We start from the raw sequence: 24,678 nt of genomic DNA on the forward strand, positions 1-24,678 counted from the left end.
TGGATGTGCTTTCATCGCGTTTACGTTCATATTAATTATTTGTTTAAAGGATAAGTGAAGTTGTGGGGCGCCGTGGGGTTACAAGGGGCGGACGGCGGTATTCGCCCTTTGGTTGCCGCCAGCAATCTGGCATTTTAAGGAATTTATTTTTTGAAGAATTTATCTCCCTTTAACTCAACTGACCAATATTCAAACACCTTGAGCAAAAATAGGCCAGTTTGGTCATTCTGATTTTTCGACACCTTTGAGCATGGCTGCTAGTTTTTTATCAAAGCGTTGCTGGCTTTTGTATTCGCTACTGCCTTTTTTTAAATAATCAATTTTGTTGTACAGAGGTTGGTTAGAGTAATCATCGCCATAGAAAAAGTAGTCTGTATCTAGTTCGAGTAATTTCACTTTTACTCGCATCGTGAGGAGTGGCAGCTTTTTATTAAAGTCATCGTATTTTAAAAAGGTCACCTTGCCCGAGCGCATATGTATTTTTATTAAATCTATTTCGTCTATGTCGCCATAAAGCTGCGCTGCAGAGCCAATATAAACACGTAAAATAGCAGGAAGCTGGTTTAAAAAGTGGGTAGGTAAAATATAAGAGTGATTATCGTGTAGTTCGCCAAGTTTTATATTTTCATATGCTTGATAACATGCATTACCAATATTGGCAGGCTCAGAAATTGAAAATAACAGTGACTTAGCTTCTTCGAGTGCATGATTATAGCTTTCAAAGTGTACTTTTATATCGCGGGTGAGCTTTGCAGGCATATGGCTTTTAGCTTTACGTTTTCCAAATAGACTAAGGGCGAAATACACAAGTAAATCGTCATGCCTTTTTATTTTTGCTTGCTCAAATTCAGCTTGGTCGTAGTAGCCTTGTAAAAACTGGAGCGCCTTATTATGGCTACTAAATATTTGCCTAATTGCGGGGCTTTGTTCAAATTCGTCATTGGCAGGCATTCTGCCTAAGTGTAAACAATATTGCCAAAAATCAGCTAATAAGTCTTGATGCTTTTCAAATAACGATTTTTGCTCAGCTTTATTTATAACCTTAGGTGTTGGGCGTTGTGTAATGTGTTGCCAGTTATAATTTTGAAATTGCAGCTCAAGATGGTGTGCTTCTTCAAGTTCTGCAGATTTAAATACAGCAATGATACCTTGCCCAAATGGTGTTGTTTTTACCTTTAAAACTTGCTCTATGTAGCAGCGTATTTGCGCTTGGCTAAAGTACTTTTGAAACGTATTACGGCTAGTTACCACACCATCTTTATATGGCTTAAAATGCTCTTGCTTGGCTTCGTTAGCCAGCATGACAGAAACAAGTAACAACTTATTTGTATATTGGTATGCCGCTTTTAGCGTGTCTCGGCGCTCTGTTTGATCTTCAATAACATTAAGTACAAAGCCAAGATTAACAATATCGCACAGTGTTTTAGTTGCATTAGGGCGATGAACAGGGTCCCAGGAATTAATGTTTAGCCCATGAGCTTCAAGCTCGGTTGCATCGTCACCTAACCCACACCCGTAATCGAGTATTGAATAGTCACCATTTAAGTAGCCATACTTTGCAAGTTTTTGGAATGGGGCTGATAGTCTATCTCTGTTTATAGCTGTTAGGTGTCGCTGTATTTGTTGTGGTTGTTCGGGGTTTTTTGATTCAACTATTTTGGCTACTTGATGAAGTCTGCCATTTTCATCTAACTTGTAGCCTTTGCATTTTATTAAGTTTTGCCATTGCTTTTTGAAGCCAATACTTTTGGTGTTTTGATAAAAGGTCTATTTGCTCACCTTCTTTCGTTAATTCTTCAAAGAGCTTGTAATTAGGGTAGTTTGGTAAAACGAATGTTTCTTTACGATGTAGTATTGGTGGGTTGGCAGAGCTACTGTAATCTGTCGTTTTTACCGTGTTTTCGTAAATGTCTATTGTGTGGCTTTTTAGAAGCTCTGGGTATGAGCTTTGATCAAAACTTGGGTACTCGAGCAAGGTAAATTTAAAATCACGTTTATAGAGCTTTATTAGATTCCAATCTGCATCTATCTCTATCTCTAACGCTTTTATTGTTGTGTTTATTAATGCTGATAGGGCCTCTGGCAAGCATTCTGCAATACAAGATTTATGAAGATAAACAGCGGTAGGTAAAGACTTCCCATGCTTTAGGTTTTTAATTAATTGCTTGTATTCAGGAAAGTCCATAGTGGGTTATTTATTCAAAGTAATAAAAGTAAGCACGACCGCGCTTTTCGAATTTAAGCAAACCACGCTCACGGCGGTGCATTAATTCGCAAGCACTTATTTTAAGATGCTTCATCGCTTCTTTACTGCTAAGCCAAACACCTTTTTGATTCATCTTGCTGATATCTATTTCCGAGTATTAATATTTTATTTGTTAACTAAAGGGTAGTGTGCATCGCCCCATAATTCACTTGGGTTATCCATCATTATATCGATGATGTATGGAATCAGTTGCGATAAAAACTGTACAGCATCTTTGAGTTGCTCTCTATTAGCGCTGCTGTTCCAAGTAGCTCCCCCATGTATCAATTGATTTCTTAGAGTATAGAGTCGCTGTAATACGATGGAGGTTAACTTTGCCGTTTCTTCATTTGCCAAAGCATAGTTAGCTGCTCGCTTGGCATCTTTAAAACGCTGAGCATATTCCTGCTCTGTAATTTGTTTATTATGTAGTTGCCAAAAAGGTTGAAAAACAAACTTATTACTTAACAAAACTCGAATGCTGTTTGGAAACTCATTCCAAAGTAAATTGTAAATCATGCTATTAGAATCAAGCTTATCAAGCTTTTCTAAGAAATGGCTGAATGACTGGGTTTCATTTAAGCTTAAGCACTCTGTATCTTGTGCATATGCTGCATTAAACGACACCCATAAAAATATAAATTGGCAGTCTAAATCTTGATTACATTGCTCTGATTTATCTAACCAGCTTAGTGCTCTGTGCACTCTTAAAGCTAATCCTTCAGGAAAGTTGTCTCGTAGTTTACGTTGTTTTTCTTTTAGTTCTTTGTGTAGCATGTTTAGCCTTAAAATCCTTTTTAATAAGACTAATTTACTGCTAAATGATTACAATATCTACAGGCCGTGTTTATTTTTCGTCGTCTCTTTTGAGTATTTTTTCATTTATCCAATCTTCAACTTCACTTTCGACCCAAGCTACAGAGTTACCACCTAACTCCACTTTCATAGGGAATCCACCAGCAGCCATAAAACGGTATATCGTTGCACGGCTAAGGTCTGTCATGTGTAAAACTTCTTTTAATTTAATTAAACGCATGGATTTTCTCCGGTTAGTTATTAGTACATAACTTTTCCGAAGCTCGTATTTTTTTATGCCCTAAAACTAAAATTTTATAGCCATACATAATCTACTTGCATTCACCACAATGGAGACAAAAAATGCAAGAGAAAAAACCTTTGTATGAGTTTCAGCATCCTGTAGATGATGAACAAATTCTTGAGGCAGCAGCATACATTATTGCTCAGAAGCAGTTTCGTGATGGTGTATTAAATTGCCCGAACGATTGCGAAAGCTACCTGAGACATAAGTTGGCATTACATGAATACGAAGTGTTCGCGGTAATGTTTTTAGATAGTCAAAATCGAGTTATCGCTTTTAAAGAGCTTTTTAGGGGAACCATTAATGCGGCGAGCGTTTATCCTCGAGAAGTTGTAAAAGAAGTTTTGTCGTTAAATGCAGCTTCAGTCATTTTGTCTCATAACCATCCTTCTGGTGTTGCTACACCATCCCAAGCAGACAAATTAATCACCAACAAGCTGCGCGATGCATTAAATCTAATAGATGTCTCTGTTCTTGATCACATCATAATCGGTGAAACAAGTTATTCATTTGCTGAGCATGGCTTAATTTAAAAGGAGACTTAGTAATGGCAATCAAAATAGAGCAAATAAAAGGTTTAAAAGTGCCAAACACTTTTATTGAAATAGTTAGTAAGGAGGTTGCGTTAAGTGAGTGTTCTAGTGACAAAGCGAAGTCGTTAACGCTCAACTTTAAAGATCCTGAATACGGGCCAGAAATAGGGGGCTTTCACCCAGTTGAAGTGCGATTAGAAAAGCATACTAACAATTGGGAATTCGCATATATTACTGATTTTTCTTACCAGGGAAATGTTTCCCCTGAATTGGTGAAAGAAATTGATATTTGCTTTTCTAGCAATCGAGTTTTTCATTTGCTTGTCGGCTGGTTGGATCATCATGAAGCAAAGGAGCTTTTTACTTTATTTGTTTCAAACTTTGTTGAGTATTACCGCACTGGCTGTTATCAGGTATCAATCACTTGTGACTAGGAGGGAGTATGTCTGAAGTCCAGGCAGTTAAAGATCTAGATACGGTTAAGTTAATAAGCTATTTACTTGAGAAGCGTAGCTCTAAGCAGATGAGTGATGTTTGGAATATCGGTTTGAATTTAGCTCTGAGAATATCTGATCTGTTATCAGTTAAATTTACAGATATACAAAATGATCGGCTACTCATTTTTGAAAGTAAGACAGGCAAGCTTGCCGAGATTAAGCTAAATAACAAGGCATTGAGCTTTATAAATGAGATCCGCTCAACTCACCCTACTCACGTCTACCTTTTTCAGTCTTACCGTAATCAGCAAGCTAAATACTCTAAACCTAGACCATTATCACGAAGTCGTTACAAGGGCATTTGCACTGGTAGGCGAGGAACTAAACATTAAATTAGGCACGCATTCAATGCGTAAAACACGTGGGTATCACCTTTACCATAAAACGCATGATATAGCGCGGGTAATGAAAATGCTTCGCCATAGCTCCGAGGCAACGACACTTCGCTACATTGGCATAACACAGGAGGAAATAGATAAAGATTTTGAAGAGTTAGAGCTATAGCAGGGTAGTACATTAGATGCTACTTTCAATTTAATAGGAGGCATTATGTCTTTAAATAAAGCCGTAACGTGTGGACTCGTTGGTAATGAGTTATCAAAACAGATTACGGGTAAATGCGAGGCTAGTATTGGTCGTACAGCCGTTGCTGTTGGCTCTGGAGCCGCAGCAGGGGCGATTACATCCGGTGCTATCATCATTGGGGCTGGTGCAGTCTCTGCACCTGTTACAGTTCCATTGGCGGTTGCTGGTGGCGTAATTGCTGGTATTGCTAGTTTATTTGACTAGTAACAAACGAAGAACGCATTTTTATGAGTGCGTTCTTTTTTTGTCTTTGATTGTATTTTTAGCTTCTCGTAATGCTATTTTGGGAACTTGCCAGCCCTTATATACTAAGGCTTTAAGCTTATTTGGCTAGTTGAAGGTCTCAAAATCTCGTTAAAACAAGTTATGAGAAGCACAGGTCTTAATTAAAATATTACCTCTGACTATAACCAAAGCACCGCTGTCCTAATCCGTATTGCTTAGTATTAAGTTTAGCGAAGTAACTTAGTCGAAAATAAAGAGCATGGAAGTCTTGAGTGAAAGTGGGACTATTAGCATCAAGATAGTAATGTGCATTTTGAGGCAGATGAACTAATTCCATTGTTTCATATACTGGTAAGCTCAACGCACTCGCCCAAGCTTTTACTATTCTAGTAAACAGGTTATCACTCTCCGCATCTATTTTACCTGTACAGTGATACCGGTCCTTATTGAAAAACAGCACACAATGATAATGCTGGTGGTGAGCAGTGTTCTGCTCCCTAGCCCAAATATACCTAATATTGCATGGGTGTGGCGTTTTACCCTCACGAGCTTTACGTTTTGCATCAGCTTTAATTTGCGCTTCAAGAGAGGCAATAAATCGTTTAAGAACTTTGTTGCTATCTAAATCAATTGTATTTGAAAAAGCAGGTAGCCTTAAATCAATTCTCACAGCAAACATTCTTTTATGCTCACCACATGCAGCAAGCATGACTTTCTCGATAGCATCTAAGTAGGGAATAACTAAGGGCTGATTGTCTCTAGCGAGTGTTTGATATTGCTTGTACGTAGGGTTAGTAGTTACTGAGTATTGTGTTTGATTATTCATCTTTTATCCTGATTGTTAATATTACATATCAGGTGGATGAATCGTATTTTTTTATTTGAATTTGTTTTGATAATTCCTTCGTTACTAGTAACTCTAATAAATACTACCAAACCGAAATTAGGCTTGAAAAAAATCAAGCCCGTAGCAAGTGTTTCTTTTTTCGTGCGTGGTACATATAAGCTTTACCCACAATTAATTCTACTCTGAAGTTACAAACTGATTAGCCTATTTCTAGTCCTTTGATATCTAAATTTTTGAACTAAATGCTATTCTTACATTAGGTGTAAGATTGTTTGTGTTCAGGTGCAAAAAAAGTTTCTTGTTCAAGAAAAAAGCATCAGCTTTAAAATTATCGATTTCAGATATGTAGTTTCTGTAGGTTTTAACATTAACTCGAGAGGGAGTTGATTTTTTAAAGTAAACATATGTATTAAACAAAAAGCAATTTACATAAACCTTTATATAAGAAGTGATAAAACTACTTAGATGATATAAATTCGAGTTCATGTGAAAGATATCGGTTGTTCCAAATAATGATTTGCTAATATCAAGTATAGATAGGTGCTGTTTTCGGTTTTTATAACTAATAATTTTTTTTATGCACTTTACAACAAGTAGCCCCAAGGTTCTCCGAAAGTTATCAATAGAATTCTTGGGTTGATCAGCTAAATATGATTTAAATAACTCAAGTGAATGCTTTGAAAAAAGGCGCTTTAGGTGAACATCAAAAAGCACTTTGTACCTATTGGCAATGTTGATTGGTAGCGAGTTGCAAATACTACTTACATAATCCTCGGTTTTAGCCTCTTTTGAACTTAATAATAAGTTAAAGTTGAAGTTTAATGGAGTTGCTTTTAGTTCATCTACTGTATCGTAATTAGGTATTGATAAAGCGTATGCGGATGCCCTCTTTGTGATAGATAGATTTTCCTCATGAGTAAATAAGCCATTTTTCTTAAAAGTACATCCAGTTGTTAATTGTTGAATTTTGTTTGATGCTACAAGTTGCGCAATAGCTGTTTTTACTTCTACATTTTTCAACTTACAGGCTTTGGCAATAACAGGCACTGAAAGGTTTTCGACGAATCCAAATTCATCTTTGTTTAAGCAAAAAAAACACCATACTATTTTAACCGGAACTCTAAAATCTTCTCCTTCTATCTGGGCAAGCATTTCACTCGATAATAACTTATTCATTTCTGTATATTTATCATAGATAAAAATGTACGAGTTAGAAGGTCGCCCCTTTTTAATGTGTTCAACATTGTGTACTAAAATGGCATTGATTCTAAGTAGTTCATCTACAACTTTTTTGAATTTATTATGTGGGCATCCTAATTTGATTAAGTCCGCTTTAGATAATTTACATTCAATAGTTTTATCCAAAATTAAACGAGTTAAAATCCATTTTGAGTATGCTGACAGACTTGTGGTTAAGGTGAAAAACTCATTCATTTAATGATTCCTCATGAAGTGCATATACCAACTAGTAAACCATTTCAATTATTCTAACACAATAACAGGGTGTTATTTTGTTAAATAAATTAAATATCTTACTTAGTGTTTAGTTAGAGGCTATATGAGTCTTTTGGTTAGTGTTGAAATAAAGTCTAATAAATGTTAAGTCAGAATCTAATTGAAATGTAAAAATTCAAAGGAGTATTTGCTAACTAATTGGTATTACATTATCGTCTAGGATGAAACCTACAAACACTAAATCACAAGGAAGAGCTAATGACAGATTGGATTGATAACAAGAAAATTTTGACTTGGGTTAAGGAAGATAACGAAGATTTACGTAACTGGCTAGCATGGCGCTATGACAGTTATAATCATTATTTTAAATTCCCAGATTCTACATTAGATAGCTTTATTAGAGATGAAATAAAACGTATAAGTGATAATAATCAAGATAGTCAAAAAGTTAACCTTGATAAGCTCTATAAAGCTTGGAAAAGCTATGAAAGAGGGTTGAAAAATACAACTAATAAAGTGTGTAAACTTCAGTTAGAGGTGACTAAATCAGCCCGTGACAGACTAAAGTTTTTAAGCGACGCTGATGGTTTGTCACAATCTAAATATATCGAAAAATTAATAGGTTATGCAAGAAATAATCCTAAGTTGATATCTGAAGGTACAAAAGTGCAAGAGCCTTACACACTCAAACAGAGAACTTTTGATGATAGTTCTGAGATTAAAGCTATAAGAGAAAATTTATCAACTATTGATACTAAGATTACTAGATTATTAGATGTTTGGGAGGGGTAGAGCAAGCTCAGAGAGGGGGGCATAATTTTGTGGCAGTCATGGTTATATTAAAATAAATAGCCTTTAGTACATCTGCTTTCTCGAAAAAATACTTGGTCTTTCGATATTAATTAGCTTCAATTGACGAGAAAATGAAAAAGTTATTACATGAGTTGAGTTGATATCTTGGTTTATGTAATTTGAATGACTTTGTATGTTCGCCTATTCTAAGTTACCCTTTAGAAAGTTAGAATTAGGCAAAAAATGAATAAGAATTAACTAACTGGTAGTTGCACAGAATTGGTTACAGGGTCGTGCTTTATCTTCATCGTGTAGTTTAAGTTTTCTTCATGTTTTTGTTAAGGAATGGAATACTAAATTTATAGTATTCCATTTGGTATTTCACTGGCTGCTTGTTTTGTTTATTATTAATGTAAAACAAAAGTTTATCGTTTGTTTAAGAATCTCTCCGTCCCGCCATTTCTTAAATTTACCCCACCATAGCAAAGTGCTTTTCAAGATTACATTTAGCGCGCATTGCTATGTGGCTACTGACTTTCCTTGCAAGTTCTATCACTAATAATTCAAGTTGTTCACGGCTATAACCAAGTAATACACAGCGTTTAAGTTGCTCGCTAACTAAGCTGTTGGCATCGTCTAATGCAAACAAAGCGCCTAAAGAGGCAAGCTCAAAAACTCTGTTGTTTTGCTGTTCTATGCCAAAAGGTAGTTGGCCAAATGTGAGTGCGGTTTTTAGCTGCTGCTCTGTGCGTTTGATAAGCAACGCATTTGAACCTTGAATATCATCAAGTGAGTTTAAAATTTCCAGTGCTAACAATGCTTTTGGCACCCCAGAATATACACTGATATGCGGTAAAATATCACACAACTCTTGCATTGAAACGCCATCATTCAATGCGTGCTGACATGCTCGTTTTAACAAAGGCTTGTCATGAACGGTGACCAAAGCAGCGATCGCGACAAACACAAATAAATCCGTGTTGTTATGGTTCATAATTTCTCTTTTGATTTTAGATATTGAATGTATTGAGGTTTTGTAGCAGTTGCTGATTACATAGAGCATGCAATCGAAAAATTGAAAATACATTATGGTCGATGATGGCTATTTCTGCTTGCCATAAATGATTTAATTTTTGCCTAAAATAACGAATTGTTACCTTAAATGGTCCTAACCTTAAATTACGGTGATACACTTAATTGAGTATTTATGTGAGGTAATCTAAATGCGTCAGGCATTAATAGAAGCAGTGAAAGCAATAGCGATTGCAGACGGTAATTTTGAAACAGGGATTCCAGAATTATTGGTGTTCAGACGAAGCGAAGTTTCATTACCGATGGCCTGCGTGTATGAGTTAGGGCTGGGTATTAGCTTGCAAGGTGCAAAGCGAGTTGTGCTGGGTGAACATAGTTATGATTACACTGACGGGCAATCGCTGGTGACCTCAGTCGATGTGCCTGTTGCGTCGCATATTACTCGTGCTAGTAAAGAGCAGCCATTTTACGGTCTTTACTTACGCTTAGATGCTCATGAAATCAGCCACATTGTTGCTGAAATGGATTTTGCCGGGCAAGACAAGTTCCCTAAGCACCAAGCTATGTCGGTGGTTGATAGTGATAATGGTTTGCTTGATGCTTTACTTAGGCTGATTCAACTCGACAAAGAGCCTCAATTAAAAGCTAATCTTGCGCCACTTATTAAAAAAGAAATTATATTGCGTTTGTTAAATAGCCCGCATAGCCCTTTTTTAAGGCAAATTGTGATGTCTGGCTCAGCCCATCAAAAAATCGCTAAGACCTTGTGTTGGTTAAAAGAAAACTTTACCAGTCAATTTTCAATTGATGATTTAGCCCGTGATGCACACATGAGCCCGTCGACATTCAGCCTGCATTTTCGTGATGTAGTAAAGATGAGCCCGTTGCAATACGTAAAAAATTTACGGCTACAAGCGGCAAGGCAATTAATGCTGAATGAGCGAATTGATGTAGGCTCTGCGGCTTTAAAAGTGGGCTACGAGAGTCCATCGCAGTTTAGCCGCGAGTACACACGCTTTTTTGGCAAGCCACCGATTAAAGATATTTCAGCACTGCGGTTACAACAAATCGCATAAAAAAGGGAGCGCATGGCTCCCTTGTATTTAAAATCGTCTTTTTGGCATTCTCAGTTGTGAGTCAAACTCATCGGGGAATAAAATGGTGCCGTCGTCTTGGTCTGTTGGAAATACAGCAATAAGTAAGTCATCTTGTTCAAGGCCTGGTGTCCAGCGGCTTAACCAGTCTTTTACAGGGATGGCTTTTGGTGTGCAGTCTTGCCATTCACCGGTTGCCCAACTTTGGGCAAATTCGCGGCTAGGTCATACAGGCACGCAGTCGTCATCTTCGTTTGAGAGCATGACGCAGCCATGTTCATCATTGAGGATCCACACTTGTTTAAACTCTTGTACCGTTTCAAACATATAAGCGAGTCGTTTCTTTGCGCCTAAGGCGAGTACAGTATCAAATTCAGTTTCAACACGTTTAGCAGTTGCATTATTCATGACAGGCTCACTCTTTTAGTTATACACAGCTACACCTTAATCATAAGGTGATAAATTAATATGACAAGTAAAGTTATTAGCTAAATTAATTTACTAATGCAGCAAATAGATCGTCAGCAAGTTGTTGCAGAGATTTAGGGTCTTGATTTGTCAGCGCATAGGTACGAATACCGTATATGCCCATGACTAAAAAGCGTGCAAGTTGTTGCGCTGACTTGCTACTTACAAATTCGTTGTTATCTAGGGCTTTTTGAAGTTGCTCAGCGAGGGCATGCTCATAAGCGTTTAAGTTGCCACGCAGCACAGTGCAAATTTGTGGGTCATTGCCTTCAACCTCAGAAATACTCTTCGTAAGTAAGCATACTTTAGCTACTTCACCTTCAATACACTCATCAACAATCACAGTTAAGTAATGTTTAAGAGTTGATAAAATTGATTGTTGGTCATTAAAAAGGGCGGTAAATTGTTGGTTTCTGTCTTTTTGATATTGCTCGGTGGCGGCTAAAAACAAGCCTTTTTTGTTGCCATAAGCCGCGTAAATAGAACCCGGGTGAAGGTGAGTCACTTCTTTTAATTTTTGCATACTGGTCTTCGCATAGCCATATTTCATAAAAGCATGCATGGCTTGGCGTAGTACAAATTCAGTATCAAATTCAGCAGTTCTCATTAAAGCTCCTCACGGTTTATAATACCAATCCGCAATAATACTTAGTCATTTTGAGGGATTAAACCTGTCGCTACCCGCGTTAAAAATTTCTGATTTAGAACAACTAAATAACGAAATTTTTGCCTTGTTATCAACGAGGTTTTCTTGCCTCAAAATAGACCACTTAATTAAGCGAATTGGTATAAACGAAGTTTACGTAATCTTGAACGATTATTCAAAATAAACCTTGAAGTATGTTTGTTTCGCCCTTATCTTGAATGTATGTTCAAGATAAGGATAAAACCATGACAACCGATTTACTTTCTCCGTTTAAACTAAATGACAGCATTGAGTTGCAAAACCGTGTACTAATGGCACCCCTTACACGCTGTATGAGCGACGATAATCTCGTACCTACCCAAGCAATGGTTGACTATTATGCGCGCCGTGCTGATGCGGGCTTAATTATTAGCGAAGCAACGATTATTCGCCCAGATTCACAAGGTTATCCAAATACACCGGGTCTATTTACTAGCGAACAAATTCAAGGTTGGAAGAAAGTCACCGATGCTGTGCACGAAAAAGGCGGCAAAATGTTTGCTCAGCTTTGGCACGTAGGTCGTGTTGCTCACCCTCACTTTTTTGGTGGTGATGTACTGGCACCATCAGCCATTGGTGTTGAAGGTTCGGTACCGAGAATGCGTGAGTTAACTTACGTTACTCCAAAAGCGGCAACCATTGAAGACATTCAAGGTTTAATAGCTGATTACGCAAAAGCCGCCGAAAACGCAATTGAAGCGGGTTTTGACGGGGTTGAAATTCATGGTGCAAATGGTTATTTAATCGATCAATTCTTACACTTTGCTGCCAACCAACGTGAAGATCAATACGGTCAAACACCAGAAAATATGTCGCGTTTTGCTCTTGAAGTCGTTGATGCTGTCGTGGCAGTAATTGGTGCAGATAAAACTGCATTACGTTTATCGCCAGGTGCGTATTTTAATATGACTGAAAGCGACGGTGATAAGGCGGTATTTGATTATCTATTACCAGCCCTTGAAACACGTAACCTTGCGTACTTACATGTTGGTATTTTTGATGACAGCATGCGCTTTGCAAGCTTAGGTGATAAGTCAGCATCTGAATATATGCGCGGTGCGTACAAAGGTACCTTAGTCGGGGTAGGTAGCTATAGCTTTGAGACAGCTAATCAAGCTATTGATAATAACCAATTTGACTTAATTGCGATTGGTCGCCCATTCATTGCGAACCCAGATTACATCAGTAAAGTTAAAAATGGTGAAGCGTTAACACCATACAGCGACGAAATGCTGGCTGAACTGATTTAAGCAAACCTAATAATATTGTCCAACCAACAAGCGCTCAGTTAATTTAACTGGGCGTTTTTTCTAATACTTTCTTATTTATTAAACAGTTAAGTCTTAAATCTGCCATGAAAATGCATTAATTGTTTAATTGTTGTGTCAAAAATTTTGACCCTAAATGTCATACACGCTCTGCATACTGTGCCCGCTTTTAAATACGTAACCTTGGAAAAACAATGAGCACAGTAACTAAAAAAACAAAGCTAAGCCTTGTAGTAGCAACGCTTTTAGCAACATCGGCAAATGCAAACACGAATAACGAAATTGAAGAAATTACCGTTGTTGCAAAGCCAACCAGTTATGCAAATAACGTTATTGAACCTGCCATGCTTGAGCAACAAAGTTCAGTATCAAGTGTGTTAGCCGTGATTGATAACCTACCGGGTATTAGCATCAACGAAGGTGATGCATTCGGTGGTGACGACTGGTCAACCACCATTACTATGCGTGGCTTTAGTATCGATGGTAATCAACAGCAATTAGGTATGACGATTGATGGTATTCCTAATGGCGGTTCTAACTATGGTGGCGGTGCAAAAGCAAACCGTTACTTAGACAGCGAAAACTTAGCAACGGTTGAAGTAGGGCAAGGTACGTCTGATATTGCTTCAGCATCACTCGAAGCATTAGGCGGTACTTTCAATTTTGTGAGTGCTCAACCGAGCACTGAGCAAAGCACTACGTTTGCTTACACAACGGGCGATCATAACGCTAGCCGTTACTTTGTTAAGCACGAAACTGGCACTGTGTTTGATAACACGCAAGCCTATATCAGCTATTCGCAAACAGACACCAGCCGTTGGGTTGGAGATGGTAGCAATGGTGGTAAAGACAACCAGCACATCGAAGCGAAGTTTGTATCAGACTTTAGCGACCTAACCGTAACAGGTCGTGTTTCGTATGATGATGTTCACGAAATTAACTATAACAGCATTAGCATTAGCGAGTTTGAACAAAACCCTGATTGGGATCGTTTAACTTGGAATTGGACTGGCGTGCCGCATTTTGATCAAATGTTTGCTGAGGGCTGGGGTACACTGCGTGAAAATACTCTTGCGTATGTAAAGTTTGATTACGCATTAGGTGCCACTTCAAACTTAAGCTTGTCACCTTACTATCATAAAAATTCAGGTCGTGGTGATTGGATCCCGCCTTATTTAACATCACCGGTTGATGGTGATGGCAACCCAACAACAATTGGGGGCGAAAACGCTGGCAGCTACGGCTTCACCGACAGCGACGGTAATCCACTTGCACCTGCTGCAGGCTGTACGGCAAGTTTAGAGTGGCCATGGTCTTCAGATCCTGGCTTAAACCCAGCCTGTTACTCAGATGATGCGATTCCGGTTATGTCGTATCGTCATACTCACTACAAAAAAGACCGCTTAGGTATGACCGGTGAATACCAAGTAACCCTTGGCAACCATGACATTGAAGCCGGTTTTTGGTTTGAACAAACAGACCGTGATGAGTCACGTGACTGGCATAAAGTTATTGATGCCAGTATTTATCATCACTTTGACCATACGCCGTATTGGACACAATATAAAAACACCTTCGAAACAGATACATTCAAGTGGTACGTACAAGACTCAATCAGTTTAGGCGACTTCACACTTAATTTAGGTGCTAAACAGTACCTTGTTGAGCTGCAGCGTTATAACCATTTTGAAGATGAGTACTCAGATAAAATCGACAGTGATTCAGACGTACTATTCAGCGGTGGTATGCTGTATCAGTTATCTGCAAGCACAGAGCTATTCACCAGCTACAGCGAAAACTTTGCGGCAATTAAAGATGGTGTACTTGAACGTGATTCATCAACACTGACCGAAATTGAACCTGAAACAGCTGAAAACATCGACCTAGGTGTGCGTTACAGCGATGACCGCTTAAGCTTAACAGCAACCGCTTACAGCATTGAATTTGATAACCGCATTACCTTTATTGCTCCGGGCAGTGATACCGATGGTATTGACTACACCATTGGCACGAACGGTTCTTACATCAACGTAGGTGGTATTGAGTCAACAGGTGTGGAGCTTTCTGCAAGCTATATGCTGACTGACAAATGGAATCTTTACACATCGTATACCTACAATAACTCTGAGTATCAATCGAACGATCCAAGTGCTTACAATAGCGATGGTGAGCTACTTGAGGATGCATCAGCCAGCTTTAAAGCGGGTGATGAAGTGATTGACTCAGCACAAGATTTATTTGTGGTATCGGCAGACTACTACAGTGGTGATTTCCGCTTTGGTTTATCGGCTAAATACACAGGTGAGCGTTTAGGTGCATGGACTGATGAGCAAACCCGTTCGCGTAACGAGGTTGATGGTTACACCTTGGTTGATTTAAACATTGGTTATAATACCAGTCTTGATTCAGGTATGTTTAAATCAATCGACCTTGCATTTGTGGTGAATAACCTGTTTGATAAATCATATCTCGCAGGTGGCACAGGTAATGGCTCTACCTACTTTATTGGTGCACCACGTACCGCAGCTTTAACACTTACAGCGCAGTTTTAAGTAATAAGCTAACGTTTTAAATAGCCCATCGTTGATGGGCTTTTTTGCAGGTGAAATATGAAAAAATTAATTTTAGCCACGGCGGTTTTAGCAGCATCACTATTAAGCTTAAACAGTAAAGCTGCAGACAATGTTGTGCTCGTGACTCTTGATGGCCTTCGCTGGCAAGAAGTGTTCTCAGGAGCAGATAAAAACCTAATCGATAACACTGATTTTGTTGCAAATACAGATGAACTAAAGGCGCTTTTTTGGCGAGATGACCAAGCACAGCGAACTCAAGCGTTAATGCCATTTTTTAGCGAAACATTGGCAAAGCAAGGCGTTTTGATTGGCGATAGAACGCAAGGTTCATTGATGTCGGTAAGCAACCCGTGGTATTTCTCATACCCAGGTTACAGTGAAGTTTTAACTGGCATAGTAGATGAAAATATCGATAGTAACGATAAAGTGCCTAACCCCAATAAAACCATTTTAGAGAGTTTAAATTCTCAGCCAGAATTTAAAGGTAAAACCGCGCTTTTTGGTAGCTGGGATGTGTTTCCCTATATTGTAAATCGTGAGCGCAGTGGGGTTTATGTTAATGCTGGCTTTGAAACTTTTGATGCAGTGAACTCAGAGGAAGTGAGTTTACTAAACCAAATGCAAAGTGAGATCCCAAGCCCTTGGCACAATGTGCGCCTCGACAGCTTTACCTACCGATTTGCCAAACAATATTTATTAAATAAACAGCCGCGTTTGCTAGTTATTAGCTTGGGTGAAACCGATGACTTTGCTCATAACGGTAAATACGATGCCTATTTAAAATCGGCTAAACAAAGTGATGCGTTTATTCGTGACCTTTGGCAAACAATTCAACAAACACCGGGTTATAAAGACAATACCACATTGATCATTACCACCGATCATGGCCGTGGCAGTCATGCAGATGATTGGCAGCATCATAGTTCGAAGCGTGCTTTAGCTCGTTCAGAGCAAGGAAAGCAGCGTTTTCCAAACGGCATTGTTGGCTCTGAACATATTTGGTTAGCAGCCATTATCCAGATATAAAAGCAACAGGCTTAATTAAGCCCAAAAATGAGCTCAAACAAGCGCAAGTAGCGGCAACTGTGCTGAATATTTTAGGCGTCAACAGTCAGCAAGTTAACCCGAAAATGGCCGCGCCAATTAAGGAGATTTTAAAATGAGTTTAACTTTTAGTTTGTTTAAAAGCGCCTTATCTGGGTTAATGCTGGTTAGTAGTGTGAGTGCGATTGCCGCGCCAAGTAAAATTTTGTTTGGCTCATGTGGTCATCAAGACAAAGCTATTCCAATTTTTGATGCCATCAACAAAGAGCAAGCCGATTTATTTATGTTCCTTGGCGATAACATTTATGGTGATACCGAAGATATGACGGTACTTGCCGATAAATATCAACGTTTAGGGCAAAAGCCGGGCTTTAAAACATTACGTGCGAATACACCTATAATAGCCATGTGGGATGACCATGATTATGGCGAAAATGATGCTGGCAGCGAATACCCAAAAAAACAGCAGTCACGAAAAATCATGCTCGACTTTTGGCAAGAGCCAGCAGGTTCTGCTCGCAGAACTCGTGAAGATGGTATTTACACTTCGTACACGTACGGTGAAGGTGAGCAAACAGTAAAGGTGATCATGCCTGATCTGCGTTTTAATCGTGCGCCGTTAAATCATGTATCAGCGATGACCTATCAACTTGAGCGTAAACCTGCAAAACAAGGGCCTTATAGTCCAACAACCGATAAAAACGCCTCTATGCTTGGCGAAAGCCAATGGCAATGGCTCGAACAAGAGCTTAAGTCAGATGAAAAGATAAAAATCATTGCCTCAAGCTTGCAGCTATTAGCTGATTTTACAGGTTGGGAGTCATGGGCAAATTATCCAGCTGATCGTGAGCGTTTATTTGCGCTTATTAAAAAGCATAAAGTAAATGGTGTGATTATTGTCAGTGGTGATACTCACTGGGGGGAGCTGTCTAAATATCAACAAAGCCTAGATTACCCTTTATATGAAATGACCAGCTCTGGGCTTACAGAAAAGTGGAAAGATGTTAGCCCTAATAAACACCGTGTGGGTGATTACACTCATGAAGTGAATTACGGCGATTTAACAATCGATTGGCAAAAAGCAGACCCTACCATTCGTATTGCGCTTAAAGGTATTAAGGGGGATGAGATCATGCACACCGAGTTCGCGTTATCGACGATAAGCCCATACCAGTAAACATTGCCTGCTGCGCATATCCTAAACACATGCCCGCAGCACATGCCTGCAAACATGGAATAAGCCTTGTTTGCGGGTATTTCTCTCTACCCCATCTAATTAAAATATCTTACACTGTGTCAATTAGTTAGTTTCAAGCAAGGACAGTGTAAAGTGCTGAATATAATTCAATCAAATCGCATGGAAGCACTGCAAGCGCGGTTTCACGCTCTTCTTAAAGTTAATCCGCTAACGAGCCCTTTTAAAAAAGAAATTGTGCTCGTGCAGTCACCGGGTATGTCGCAGTGGCTAAAAATAGGTTTAAGTGAACACTTAGGGATTGCCGCTCAGGTTGATTTTCCGCTGCCTTCGAGTTTTATTTGGCAGCTTTACCAACAATTATTGCCTGATGTACCCAGTGAATCACCGTATAACAAAGCGAACCTTGCTTGGAAGCTGTTTGCTATTTTACCAAACTGCATTGATGAGCCGCTGTACTTACCACTTAAAACCTATTTGGATGGTGACAGTGAAGGGCAAAAAACCTTTGCCTTGTGCGAGAAAATTGCCGACGTTTATGACCAATATTTAATGTATCGCCCTAATTGGATTGCCACTTGGGAGCAGGGCATTGATGAACTTGATGATGTTGATGTGGGCATTGCACCATGGCAGCCAGATCTTTGGCGTAAGCTGGTGGCGCATAGTAAAGAACTTGGGCAAAGCCAATATCACCGCGCCAATATGCAAGACAAACTCCTTGCAGCCCTTGAAAAAATGGACGCAAGCCTATTACCTGAGCGCATTAGTTTATTTGGTATTTCTGCAATTGCGAGCAGCCAGCTTGAAGTGTTTCGAACCATTGCGAAAAAAACGCAGGTATTTTTGTTTTTCTTTAACCCGAGTGAGCATTATTGGGGCGACACACTCGATGAAAAAACAGCAGCCAAGATTGCTGCTAAATATGCTAAACGCCCGCAGTTGCAAGCGCTTGAATACAGCGCTAAAAACCCTGATCACGAGTACTTTTTTATTGGTAACCCATTACTCTCGTCGTGGGGCAAATTAGGCCGAGACTATTTTGAGCAGCTACTACAACTAGACGCGCAGTGGCTTGACGGATTCGATAACGAGTTTGATCAAAGCTTGTTATCGCAAATACAGTCTGAAATTTACCAATTAGCTTTTAAGGGGGAATCACTAACGCCTGATAAAGAATGGTTTATTAATGATGAAGGCAAGTTGCCAATTCAGGCAGACGATACCAGTATTGTGCTGAGCGATTGTCACACGCCACTTCGTGAAGTAGAACGACTACATGATTACTTGCTTAATTTATTCAATGAAAATAAAGCACTAACACCGAAAGATATTATTGTAATGATGCCGGATGTTGGCACATACAGCCCGTATATTGAGGCGGTGTTTGGTGGTGCCGAAGGGCGACGTTTTATTCCTTATGCGTTAGCCGATTTAGCGATAGAGCAAGAAAAACCCGTACTTAGCTCGTTTGCTAGTTTAGCCGATTTACCTTACTCACGCTTTGGTGTGTCTGACATTCTTGATTTACTGCAAGTCACACAAATTGCCGAGAAGTTTAACCTCGAATCCCATGAATATGAGCAAATTGGTTTTTGGCTTGAGCGTGTTGGCGTTAAATGGGGCTTAGATGCAGCCCACAAAGACAGTTTTGGCTTACCCGCAATAGATTTAAATACTTGGCAACATGGCCTAAACCGCTTGTTATTAGGTGTTGCACAACGTGATGAGCAATTGCCGTTTTCGGGGATTTACAGTGCCGATGAAGTTGAAGGTATGGCACTGAATACCTTAAATAAACTTATTGAATTTATTGATGTACTGGCCCGTTATAAAACTAAGTTGCAAGCTGATGCACCGCTTAACGAAAAGGCAGATATTCTAAAAGAGTTATTAAACGATATATACAGCGATGAAGGCGAACAAAGCTGGGATTTATTAGTACTGCAAAAAGTGCTCGATACACTGATTAAGCATTATGATAATGGCGATTACCAACAAGCTGTTTCGCAGCGTATTGTTAGTTACTTGGTTAAACAAGGTATTCAAGAAAAAGGCGTAGGGCAGCGCTTTTTAGTGACAAGTTAACTTTTGTACGTTGATGCCAATGCGTGCGGTGCCATTTAAAGTGGTGTGCATGCTAGGTTTAAATGATGCAGATTACCCACGTACCGTTCAGCCAATTGGTTTTGACTTAGTGCCTTACTCAAAACGCCAAAAAGGCGACCGCTCTCGCAAACTTGATGACCGTTACCTGTTTTTAGAAGCGATTTTAAGTGCTCGTGAGAATTTATACATCAGTTATATTGGTCGTTCTTGCTTTGATAACCAACCAAGAATGCCCTCAACTTTAGTGAGCGAGCTTTTGGAATACATAGCCCGTAGTTTTAAATTTGCTGATAAAAACACTCACTTAAAGCTACCAGAGGCGCTAATTAATTATCAGCACTTACAGCCATTTAACCCAGCTTATTATCTAACAGAGAAATCAGATGACGAGCAAAAAGCAAACAAACCGTTAGCCACACAATTACACAGCTATAACCCAGTGTGGATGCCAACTCAGCCTGTTAACCCTGAGCCTCAGCAAGCGCTCAGTGTTCAGCCAGAAAGCAGTGTTGAGTTAACTCAGTTTATTCGCAGTATTTGCCAGCCGCACGAGAGCTTTTATCAGCAAAGTTTGGGTTTACGCTTACCGCAATTTAACGATATTGCTAAAGATGAAGAGCCATTTAGTTTAGACGCATTACGCCGCTACTTTTACCTAGACGAAATTCTCGAAGCCAGCATTCAAGAAATTCCGCTTAATCAAGCGCAAATAATGCAGCGCGGTGAATTACCCCAAGCCCATGTTGGCGATCTTGTGTTTGAAAGTATGCAGCACCGGGTTGATGCGCTTGCAGGGCAAGTTAAAGCGCATATTCAAGGTGATGAAGCATTACCCGTTGAAGTAAATATTAAAATAGCCAATACCACACTAGAGGGTTGGTTAAATCATATTTATGGTCAAAAACAGGTGTTTTATCGCACCGCCAGTATTAAAGCAAAAGATGTAATTCGTGGCTTTGTGCATCATTTAGCGGCGCAAATAATGGGTCAGCCAGTCGAAACCCTTATTCTTGGTTTAGACAAGCAAATTAGTTTTTCACCCTTGTCAGAAGACGATGCCCGCAAGTATTTAAACGATTGGTTCTCGCTTTATGAAACGCTTTTAACTCGCCCAGTGGCGTTCTTTCCGGTCAGTGGTTACGAGTACATAAAAACAGAGAAAGACATGGTTAAAGCAAACAATAAATTCGCGCCGCAATACATAGGCATGGGTGAGGGTGAAAATCCGTATATTCGTTTAACCATAAAGAGCCTTAAAGACTGTGAAGAAGAGTTTATAAAATGGAGTGAGCTGCTGTTATCGCCACTCGTTGAGTTAGCACAGGAGGCAGATCATGCAAACGCTTAATCCAATGAGTATGGCGCTGTGTGGGCAAAGCCTGATTGAAGCCAGTGCCGGTACAGGTAAAACCTACACCATCACAGGTTTGTATTTACGGTATTTGTTGGGTTTACAAAAAGCGAACGGTGAAGATGAACAATTAAATACGCCTCTAAGTGTTGAGCAAATACTGGTGGTGACCTTCACTGAAGCCGCAACTCAAGAAATTAAAGACCGTGTGCGGGCGCGTATAATCAATGCCAGAGATGCACTGCTTGGTAAAAAGCCAGATGATGAGCTGATTGAACAAGTAATTAACGAGGTAACTGACAAACACGCCGCATTTGATTTGCTAGACGCTGCGGCAAAGTCGATGGATGAAGCCGCTATATTCACCATTCATGGCTTTTGTCAGCGAATGCTGAAACAACATGCCTTTGAATCCGGCGTGGCGTTTAACTTAGAGTTTATTTTAGATGAGCGTGAGCTCATTCAAGAAACTCTTAATGACTTCTGGCGTGCTTTTGTTTACCCACAATCAAAAGAGCGTACGCAAGCAATTACCGATATTTTCCCAGTACCTGCGTCACTGTATTCACAGGTGGTAAGTCTACTCAATAAACAAGGGGCAACGATTACCCCTGAGTACGACCTTGACGAAATATGGCAAGCGCGCGACAACTTTGTGGCAAAAGTACCAGCATTTAAAACTGCGTGCCGTGAGAGTGAGTTTATTAATGCTGTAAAAGCATCTGATTTAAGTGGCTCAAAAACTCCAGGTCGAAAAAACAGCCTTGCTGCGCTTGAAGAGTATATAAACAATGATGAGCTATTTTTTGTATTTGGTACCAGTAAATACTCGTTCGAAGTGTGGAGCACAGAGAATTTAAGCGACCCTGCAAATTACAAGAAAAACGGCAGCTTGCTGAGTCATGAAATGCTGGCTCAGTTTGATGAAATGGCTAAACTCAGTAGCCTTATCAATAACGGCTTGAATATTGCGATAGTGCAATACGCAGCTAAATGGGTCGCAAATGCATTAGTTAAACGCAAGCAAGAGCAAGGCGTTATTACTCCAGATGATTTACTGAGTAACTTGCATCAGGCACTTTTAAGTGAGCAAGGCCAAGCGTTAAGTGAAAAAATTGCGACTTTGTTTCCGGTTGCCATGATTGACGAATTCCAAGATACCGACCCAATTCAATATGGTATTTTTAGCCGCATTTATGGCATTAAAAACACCACGCTTGCCATGATAGGTGATCCAAAACAGGCTATTTATGGCTTCCGTGGTGCAGATATTTTTACTTATATTGGCGCAAAACAAGCTGTTTCAGATGATAAGCAATACACCCTAGATACCAACTACCGCTCAAGTGAAGGGGTTGTTGATAGCGTAAACCGTTTATTTGCTAAAAATGAAAATAGCTTTATTTACAACGACGCAATCCCATTTCAAAAGGTTAATGCGAAGGGAAAACAGCAAGACAAAGCGTTTTTAATAAACGGTGAAATGCCAAGTGCGTTTGAATTTTCGGTTTTTGTTGATGAATACGCCGAAGCGAACAACAAGCCAACCAGCAAAGGGGTGGCTCAACAGGCATTGGCTTTGCAGTATACGAAAAAAATTACTGAGCTACTCAAGCAAGCCGATGCAGGCGCTGCAACTATTGCAGGAAAGCCTCTCACGGCCGCCGATATCTGTGTGTTAGTGCGTGACCGAAACGAAGCACAGTTAATGAAAACTGCACTGGCAGAAGCCGCCATTGCCAGTGTGTATTTATCGCGAGATAGTGTTTTTAACCAAGAGCTTAGTCATCATTTACTGAACTTTTTAACGGCATTGCATGGACAGTATGATGAATCATTACTGCGTGGTGTGCTAGCCGGGCCATTGTTTTGCTTAAGTTACAACCACATTTATGAACTTCACGAAAATGAAAGTGCATGGCAAGAGCATTTAAACTTTTTTGCTCAGCTTGCTCATATTTGGCATAAACAAGGCGCTATGGCGATGCTCGAGCGTTTATTAAGCCATAATCAACTTGCAGCGCGTTGGCAAGGTTTAGGTTACAACGTTGAACGCTGGCTCACCGATTTCCGTCATTTAGGGGAAATCTTGCAGCAAAAGCAAATTGAGCTTGAGGGAACCCATCGATTGCTGCGTTGGTTTGCGCAAAAAGTTAGTCAACAAGATGGTGAAGCAGTGCAAGTACGCCTAGAAAGCGATGCTAATTTGGTGAAAATTGTCACCATGCACGCTTCAAAAGGCTTAGAGTACCCGATTGTATTCATGCCGTTTGCCTGTGGCTATCGCGAAAGCAAAGAAGCCCTTTACCACAAAGACGGTAAGTTGATTTATGACCTTGCTAAAAGTGACGACGCAATGCAAAAAGCAGAGCAAGAGCGCTTGGCTGAAGATTTACGGTTACTTTATGTGGCATTGACACGTGCCGTGCATTTTTGTTCTGTGGGTATGTATAACATTGCCCAAGGTCGTAGCGCTCGCCCTGGTATTCAAAGTACCAGCATTGGCCACGTATTATTTGCAGGGTTAGAGATTAAATCGGGCGATGAATGGCGCGCTTTGTTACAACAATTTTGTGAAGGCTCTGCGCACATGCACTATGAGGCGTTTAGCGAAGCAGGTGAGCTTGAAAAGTTAACATTTGCTGGTGCTGACAGTGAGCAAGCCTACCAAGTTAATACTGTTAAAGCAGACATTCAGCGTGATTGGCGCTCAACCAGCTTTAGTAGCTTAACGCTGAAAAAGCATACTGATCATATTGAACTTGGCCGCAGTGATGAAGACCACGAAAAAGATGAGTTTTTAGCCCAAAATGCCAATGCTTTAACACCTTACAGCTTCCCTAAAGGGGCAAAGCCGGGTAGTTGTTTGCATGAAATATTTGAGCAATTAGACTTTACCGACCCTTATGCGTTAACGCGCCCAGGCAGCGAGCAAGATGACCACGCTCTAGATAAAGTGATCAAAACGTTATTCGAAAAATACCATATTGACGATAGTTGGCAGGAAATGACCGAGCAGTGGATCCTGGCTGCACTGAATTGCCCATTAAACGATAAAGGGCTAAGTTTATCAGTACTTGAGCCCGATACCTGTTTGGTCGAAATGGAATTTAACTTACCCCTGTTATCGCTCTCAAGCGATAAGCTTAACCAAGTGTTAGTAAAACACTTTAACTTACCCGGGCAGCTTGATTTTAGTGAGGTACAAGGCTTACTAAAAGGCTTTATCGATTTAATATTTTGCTGGCAGGGTAAGTATTATATTCTTGATTATAAATCGAACTTTTTAGGCAATAGTGCGGCTGATTACCATCATGAGCAACTAGAGCAAGCAATGACCAGTCATCAGTATCATTTGCAGTATTTAATTTATACCGTGGCACTGCACCGTTTATTAAAACAACGTATTCAAGATTACGATAGCGATACGCATTTAGGGGGTGTTTACTACACCTTCTTACGTGGTATGAGCGAAGGACAAGGGGTGTATTTTAATCAGTTAACAAAACAGCAGATAACTGAGCTGGATAGCTTATTCGCACAAGGAGCCATGCTATGAGTCAACTGACATTCGGCTTTGA

18 protein-coding genes and 4 pseudogenes are annotated in these 24,678 nt (G+C 39.8%); 12 read left to right on the forward strand and 10 right to left on the reverse strand.

Annotated elements, in window-relative coordinates; translation table 11 throughout:
- Positions 1–222: 222 nt before the first annotated feature.
- From ACRWSG_RS16420 to ACRWSG_RS16440, 5 genes are all read right to left on the reverse strand, one after another.
- Positions 223–1,743: a DNA phosphorothioation-associated putative methyltransferase gene (locus ACRWSG_RS16420; RefSeq protein ID WP_462166966.1), complete on the reverse strand. Its 1,521-nt coding sequence runs from the start codon at positions 1,741–1,743 to the stop codon at positions 223–225.
- Positions 1,685–2,185, reverse strand: coding sequence for a hypothetical protein (locus ACRWSG_RS16425; RefSeq protein WP_462166770.1), 501 nt, complete (start codon positions 2,183–2,185; stop codon positions 1,685–1,687). The genes ACRWSG_RS16420 and ACRWSG_RS16425 overlap by 59 nt, the downstream gene beginning before the upstream one ends.
- 10 nt (positions 2,186–2,195) lie before the next feature.
- On the reverse strand, positions 2,196–2,339 hold the full coding sequence (locus ACRWSG_RS16430; protein WP_462166772.1) for a hypothetical protein: 144 nt from the start codon (positions 2,337–2,339) through the stop codon (positions 2,196–2,198).
- A gap of 32 nt (positions 2,340–2,371) precedes the next feature.
- Positions 2,372–3,022 carry a hypothetical protein gene (locus ACRWSG_RS16435; RefSeq protein WP_462166773.1) on the reverse strand — a complete coding sequence of 217 codons (651 nt, stop codon included), beginning with the start codon at positions 3,020–3,022 and terminating at the stop codon, positions 2,372–2,374.
- A 70-nt stretch (positions 3,023–3,092) separates the two neighbouring features.
- Positions 3,093–3,281: a helix-turn-helix transcriptional regulator gene (locus ACRWSG_RS16440; protein WP_462166774.1), complete on the reverse strand. Its 189-nt coding sequence runs from the start codon at positions 3,279–3,281 to the stop codon at positions 3,093–3,095.
- Between the two features lie 122 nt (positions 3,282–3,403).
- Between ACRWSG_RS16440 and radC the strand changes: the two genes are divergently transcribed.
- The 4 genes and pseudogenes from radC to ACRWSG_RS16460 all read left to right on the forward strand — a co-directional run bounded on the left by radC (position 3,404) and on the right by ACRWSG_RS16460 (position 5,163).
- Positions 3,404–3,877, forward strand: coding sequence for a RadC family protein (radC, locus tag ACRWSG_RS16445; protein ID WP_349561697.1), 474 nt, complete (start codon positions 3,404–3,406; stop codon positions 3,875–3,877).
- A gap of 14 nt (positions 3,878–3,891) precedes the next feature.
- Positions 3,892–4,311: a DUF2787 domain-containing protein gene (locus ACRWSG_RS16450; RefSeq protein WP_462166776.1), complete on the forward strand. Its 420-nt coding sequence runs from the start codon at positions 3,892–3,894 to the stop codon at positions 4,309–4,311.
- 8 nt (positions 4,312–4,319) lie between these two features.
- A pseudogene (locus ACRWSG_RS16455) lies at positions 4,320–4,878 on the forward strand (tyrosine-type recombinase/integrase).
- A 45-nt stretch (positions 4,879–4,923) separates the two neighbouring features.
- Positions 4,924–5,163: a hypothetical protein gene (locus tag ACRWSG_RS16460; protein ID WP_348708397.1), complete on the forward strand. Its 240-nt coding sequence runs from the start codon at positions 4,924–4,926 to the stop codon at positions 5,161–5,163.
- A 190-nt stretch (positions 5,164–5,353) separates the two neighbouring features.
- Here ACRWSG_RS16460 and ACRWSG_RS16465 read toward each other — a convergent pair whose 3' ends face one another.
- Positions 5,354–6,010 (reverse strand): inovirus Gp2 family protein, encoded by a 657-nt coding sequence (locus tag ACRWSG_RS16465; protein ID WP_462166777.1) that lies wholly within the window; start codon positions 6,008–6,010, stop codon positions 5,354–5,356.
- Between the two features lie 246 nt (positions 6,011–6,256).
- The gene (locus ACRWSG_RS16470; RefSeq protein ID WP_462166778.1) at positions 6,257–7,465 is read right to left on the reverse strand and encodes a hypothetical protein; all 1,209 of its coding nucleotides are present in this window, start codon (positions 7,463–7,465) and stop codon (positions 6,257–6,259) included.
- A gap of 279 nt (positions 7,466–7,744) precedes the next feature.
- Here ACRWSG_RS16470 and ACRWSG_RS16475 point away from each other — a divergent pair, with 279 nt between their 5' ends.
- Positions 7,745–8,278, forward strand: a complete 534-nt coding sequence (locus tag ACRWSG_RS16475) for a hypothetical protein (RefSeq protein ID WP_462166779.1) — start codon at positions 7,745–7,747, stop codon at positions 8,276–8,278.
- 469 nt (positions 8,279–8,747) lie between these two features.
- Here ACRWSG_RS16475 and ACRWSG_RS16480 read toward each other — a convergent pair whose 3' ends face one another.
- The gene (locus ACRWSG_RS16480; RefSeq protein ID WP_462166780.1) at positions 8,748–9,272 is read right to left on the reverse strand and encodes a carboxymuconolactone decarboxylase family protein; all 525 of its coding nucleotides are present in this window, start codon (positions 9,270–9,272) and stop codon (positions 8,748–8,750) included.
- Positions 9,273–9,501: 229 nt separating this feature from the next.
- Between ACRWSG_RS16480 and ACRWSG_RS16485 the strand changes: the two genes are divergently transcribed.
- Positions 9,502–10,386 (forward strand): AraC family transcriptional regulator, encoded by an 885-nt coding sequence (locus tag ACRWSG_RS16485; RefSeq protein ID WP_462166782.1) that lies wholly within the window; start codon positions 9,502–9,504, stop codon positions 10,384–10,386.
- Positions 10,387–10,413: 27 nt separating this feature from the next.
- Here ACRWSG_RS16485 and ACRWSG_RS16490 read toward each other — a convergent pair.
- Positions 10,414–10,812: pseudogene (locus ACRWSG_RS16490) on the reverse strand (DUF2750 domain-containing protein).
- 85 nt (positions 10,813–10,897) lie between these two features.
- Complete coding sequence (locus ACRWSG_RS16495; protein WP_462166783.1) at positions 10,898–11,479, reverse strand: TetR/AcrR family transcriptional regulator; 582 nt, start codon at positions 11,477–11,479, stop codon at positions 10,898–10,900.
- Between the two features lie 284 nt (positions 11,480–11,763).
- On the opposite strand from ACRWSG_RS16495, the gene ACRWSG_RS16500 reads away from it, so the two are divergent.
- The 6 genes and pseudogenes from ACRWSG_RS16500 to recB all read left to right on the forward strand — a co-directional run bounded on the left by ACRWSG_RS16500 (position 11,764) and on the right by recB (position 24,656).
- Positions 11,764–12,807: an alkene reductase gene (locus tag ACRWSG_RS16500; RefSeq protein WP_462166784.1), complete on the forward strand. Its 1,044-nt coding sequence runs from the start codon at positions 11,764–11,766 to the stop codon at positions 12,805–12,807.
- Between the two features lie 212 nt (positions 12,808–13,019).
- Entirely contained in the window at positions 13,020–15,377 is a 2,358-nt protein-coding gene (locus tag ACRWSG_RS16505; protein WP_462166785.1) for a TonB-dependent receptor domain-containing protein, read from the forward strand.
- A gap of 57 nt (positions 15,378–15,434) precedes the next feature.
- Positions 15,435–16,561 (forward strand): annotated as a pseudogene (locus ACRWSG_RS16510) (sulfatase-like hydrolase/transferase).
- Complete coding sequence (locus ACRWSG_RS16515) at positions 16,558–17,619, forward strand: alkaline phosphatase D family protein (RefSeq protein WP_462166786.1); 1,062 nt, start codon at positions 16,558–16,560, stop codon at positions 17,617–17,619. The pseudogene ACRWSG_RS16510 and the gene ACRWSG_RS16515 overlap by 4 nt, the downstream one beginning before the upstream one ends.
- Positions 17,620–17,772: 153 nt before the next feature.
- Positions 17,773–21,094: pseudogene (recC, locus tag ACRWSG_RS16520) on the forward strand (exodeoxyribonuclease V subunit gamma).
- Positions 21,081–24,656 carry an exodeoxyribonuclease V subunit beta gene (gene recB, locus ACRWSG_RS16525; RefSeq protein ID WP_462166787.1) on the forward strand — a complete coding sequence of 1,192 codons (3,576 nt, stop codon included), beginning with the start codon at positions 21,081–21,083 and terminating at the stop codon, positions 24,654–24,656. The pseudogene recC and the gene recB overlap by 14 nt, the downstream one beginning before the upstream one ends.
- Positions 24,657–24,678: the final 22 nt, after the last annotated feature.

It is taken from the genome of Pseudoalteromonas sp. GB43 (assembly GCF_054923805.1).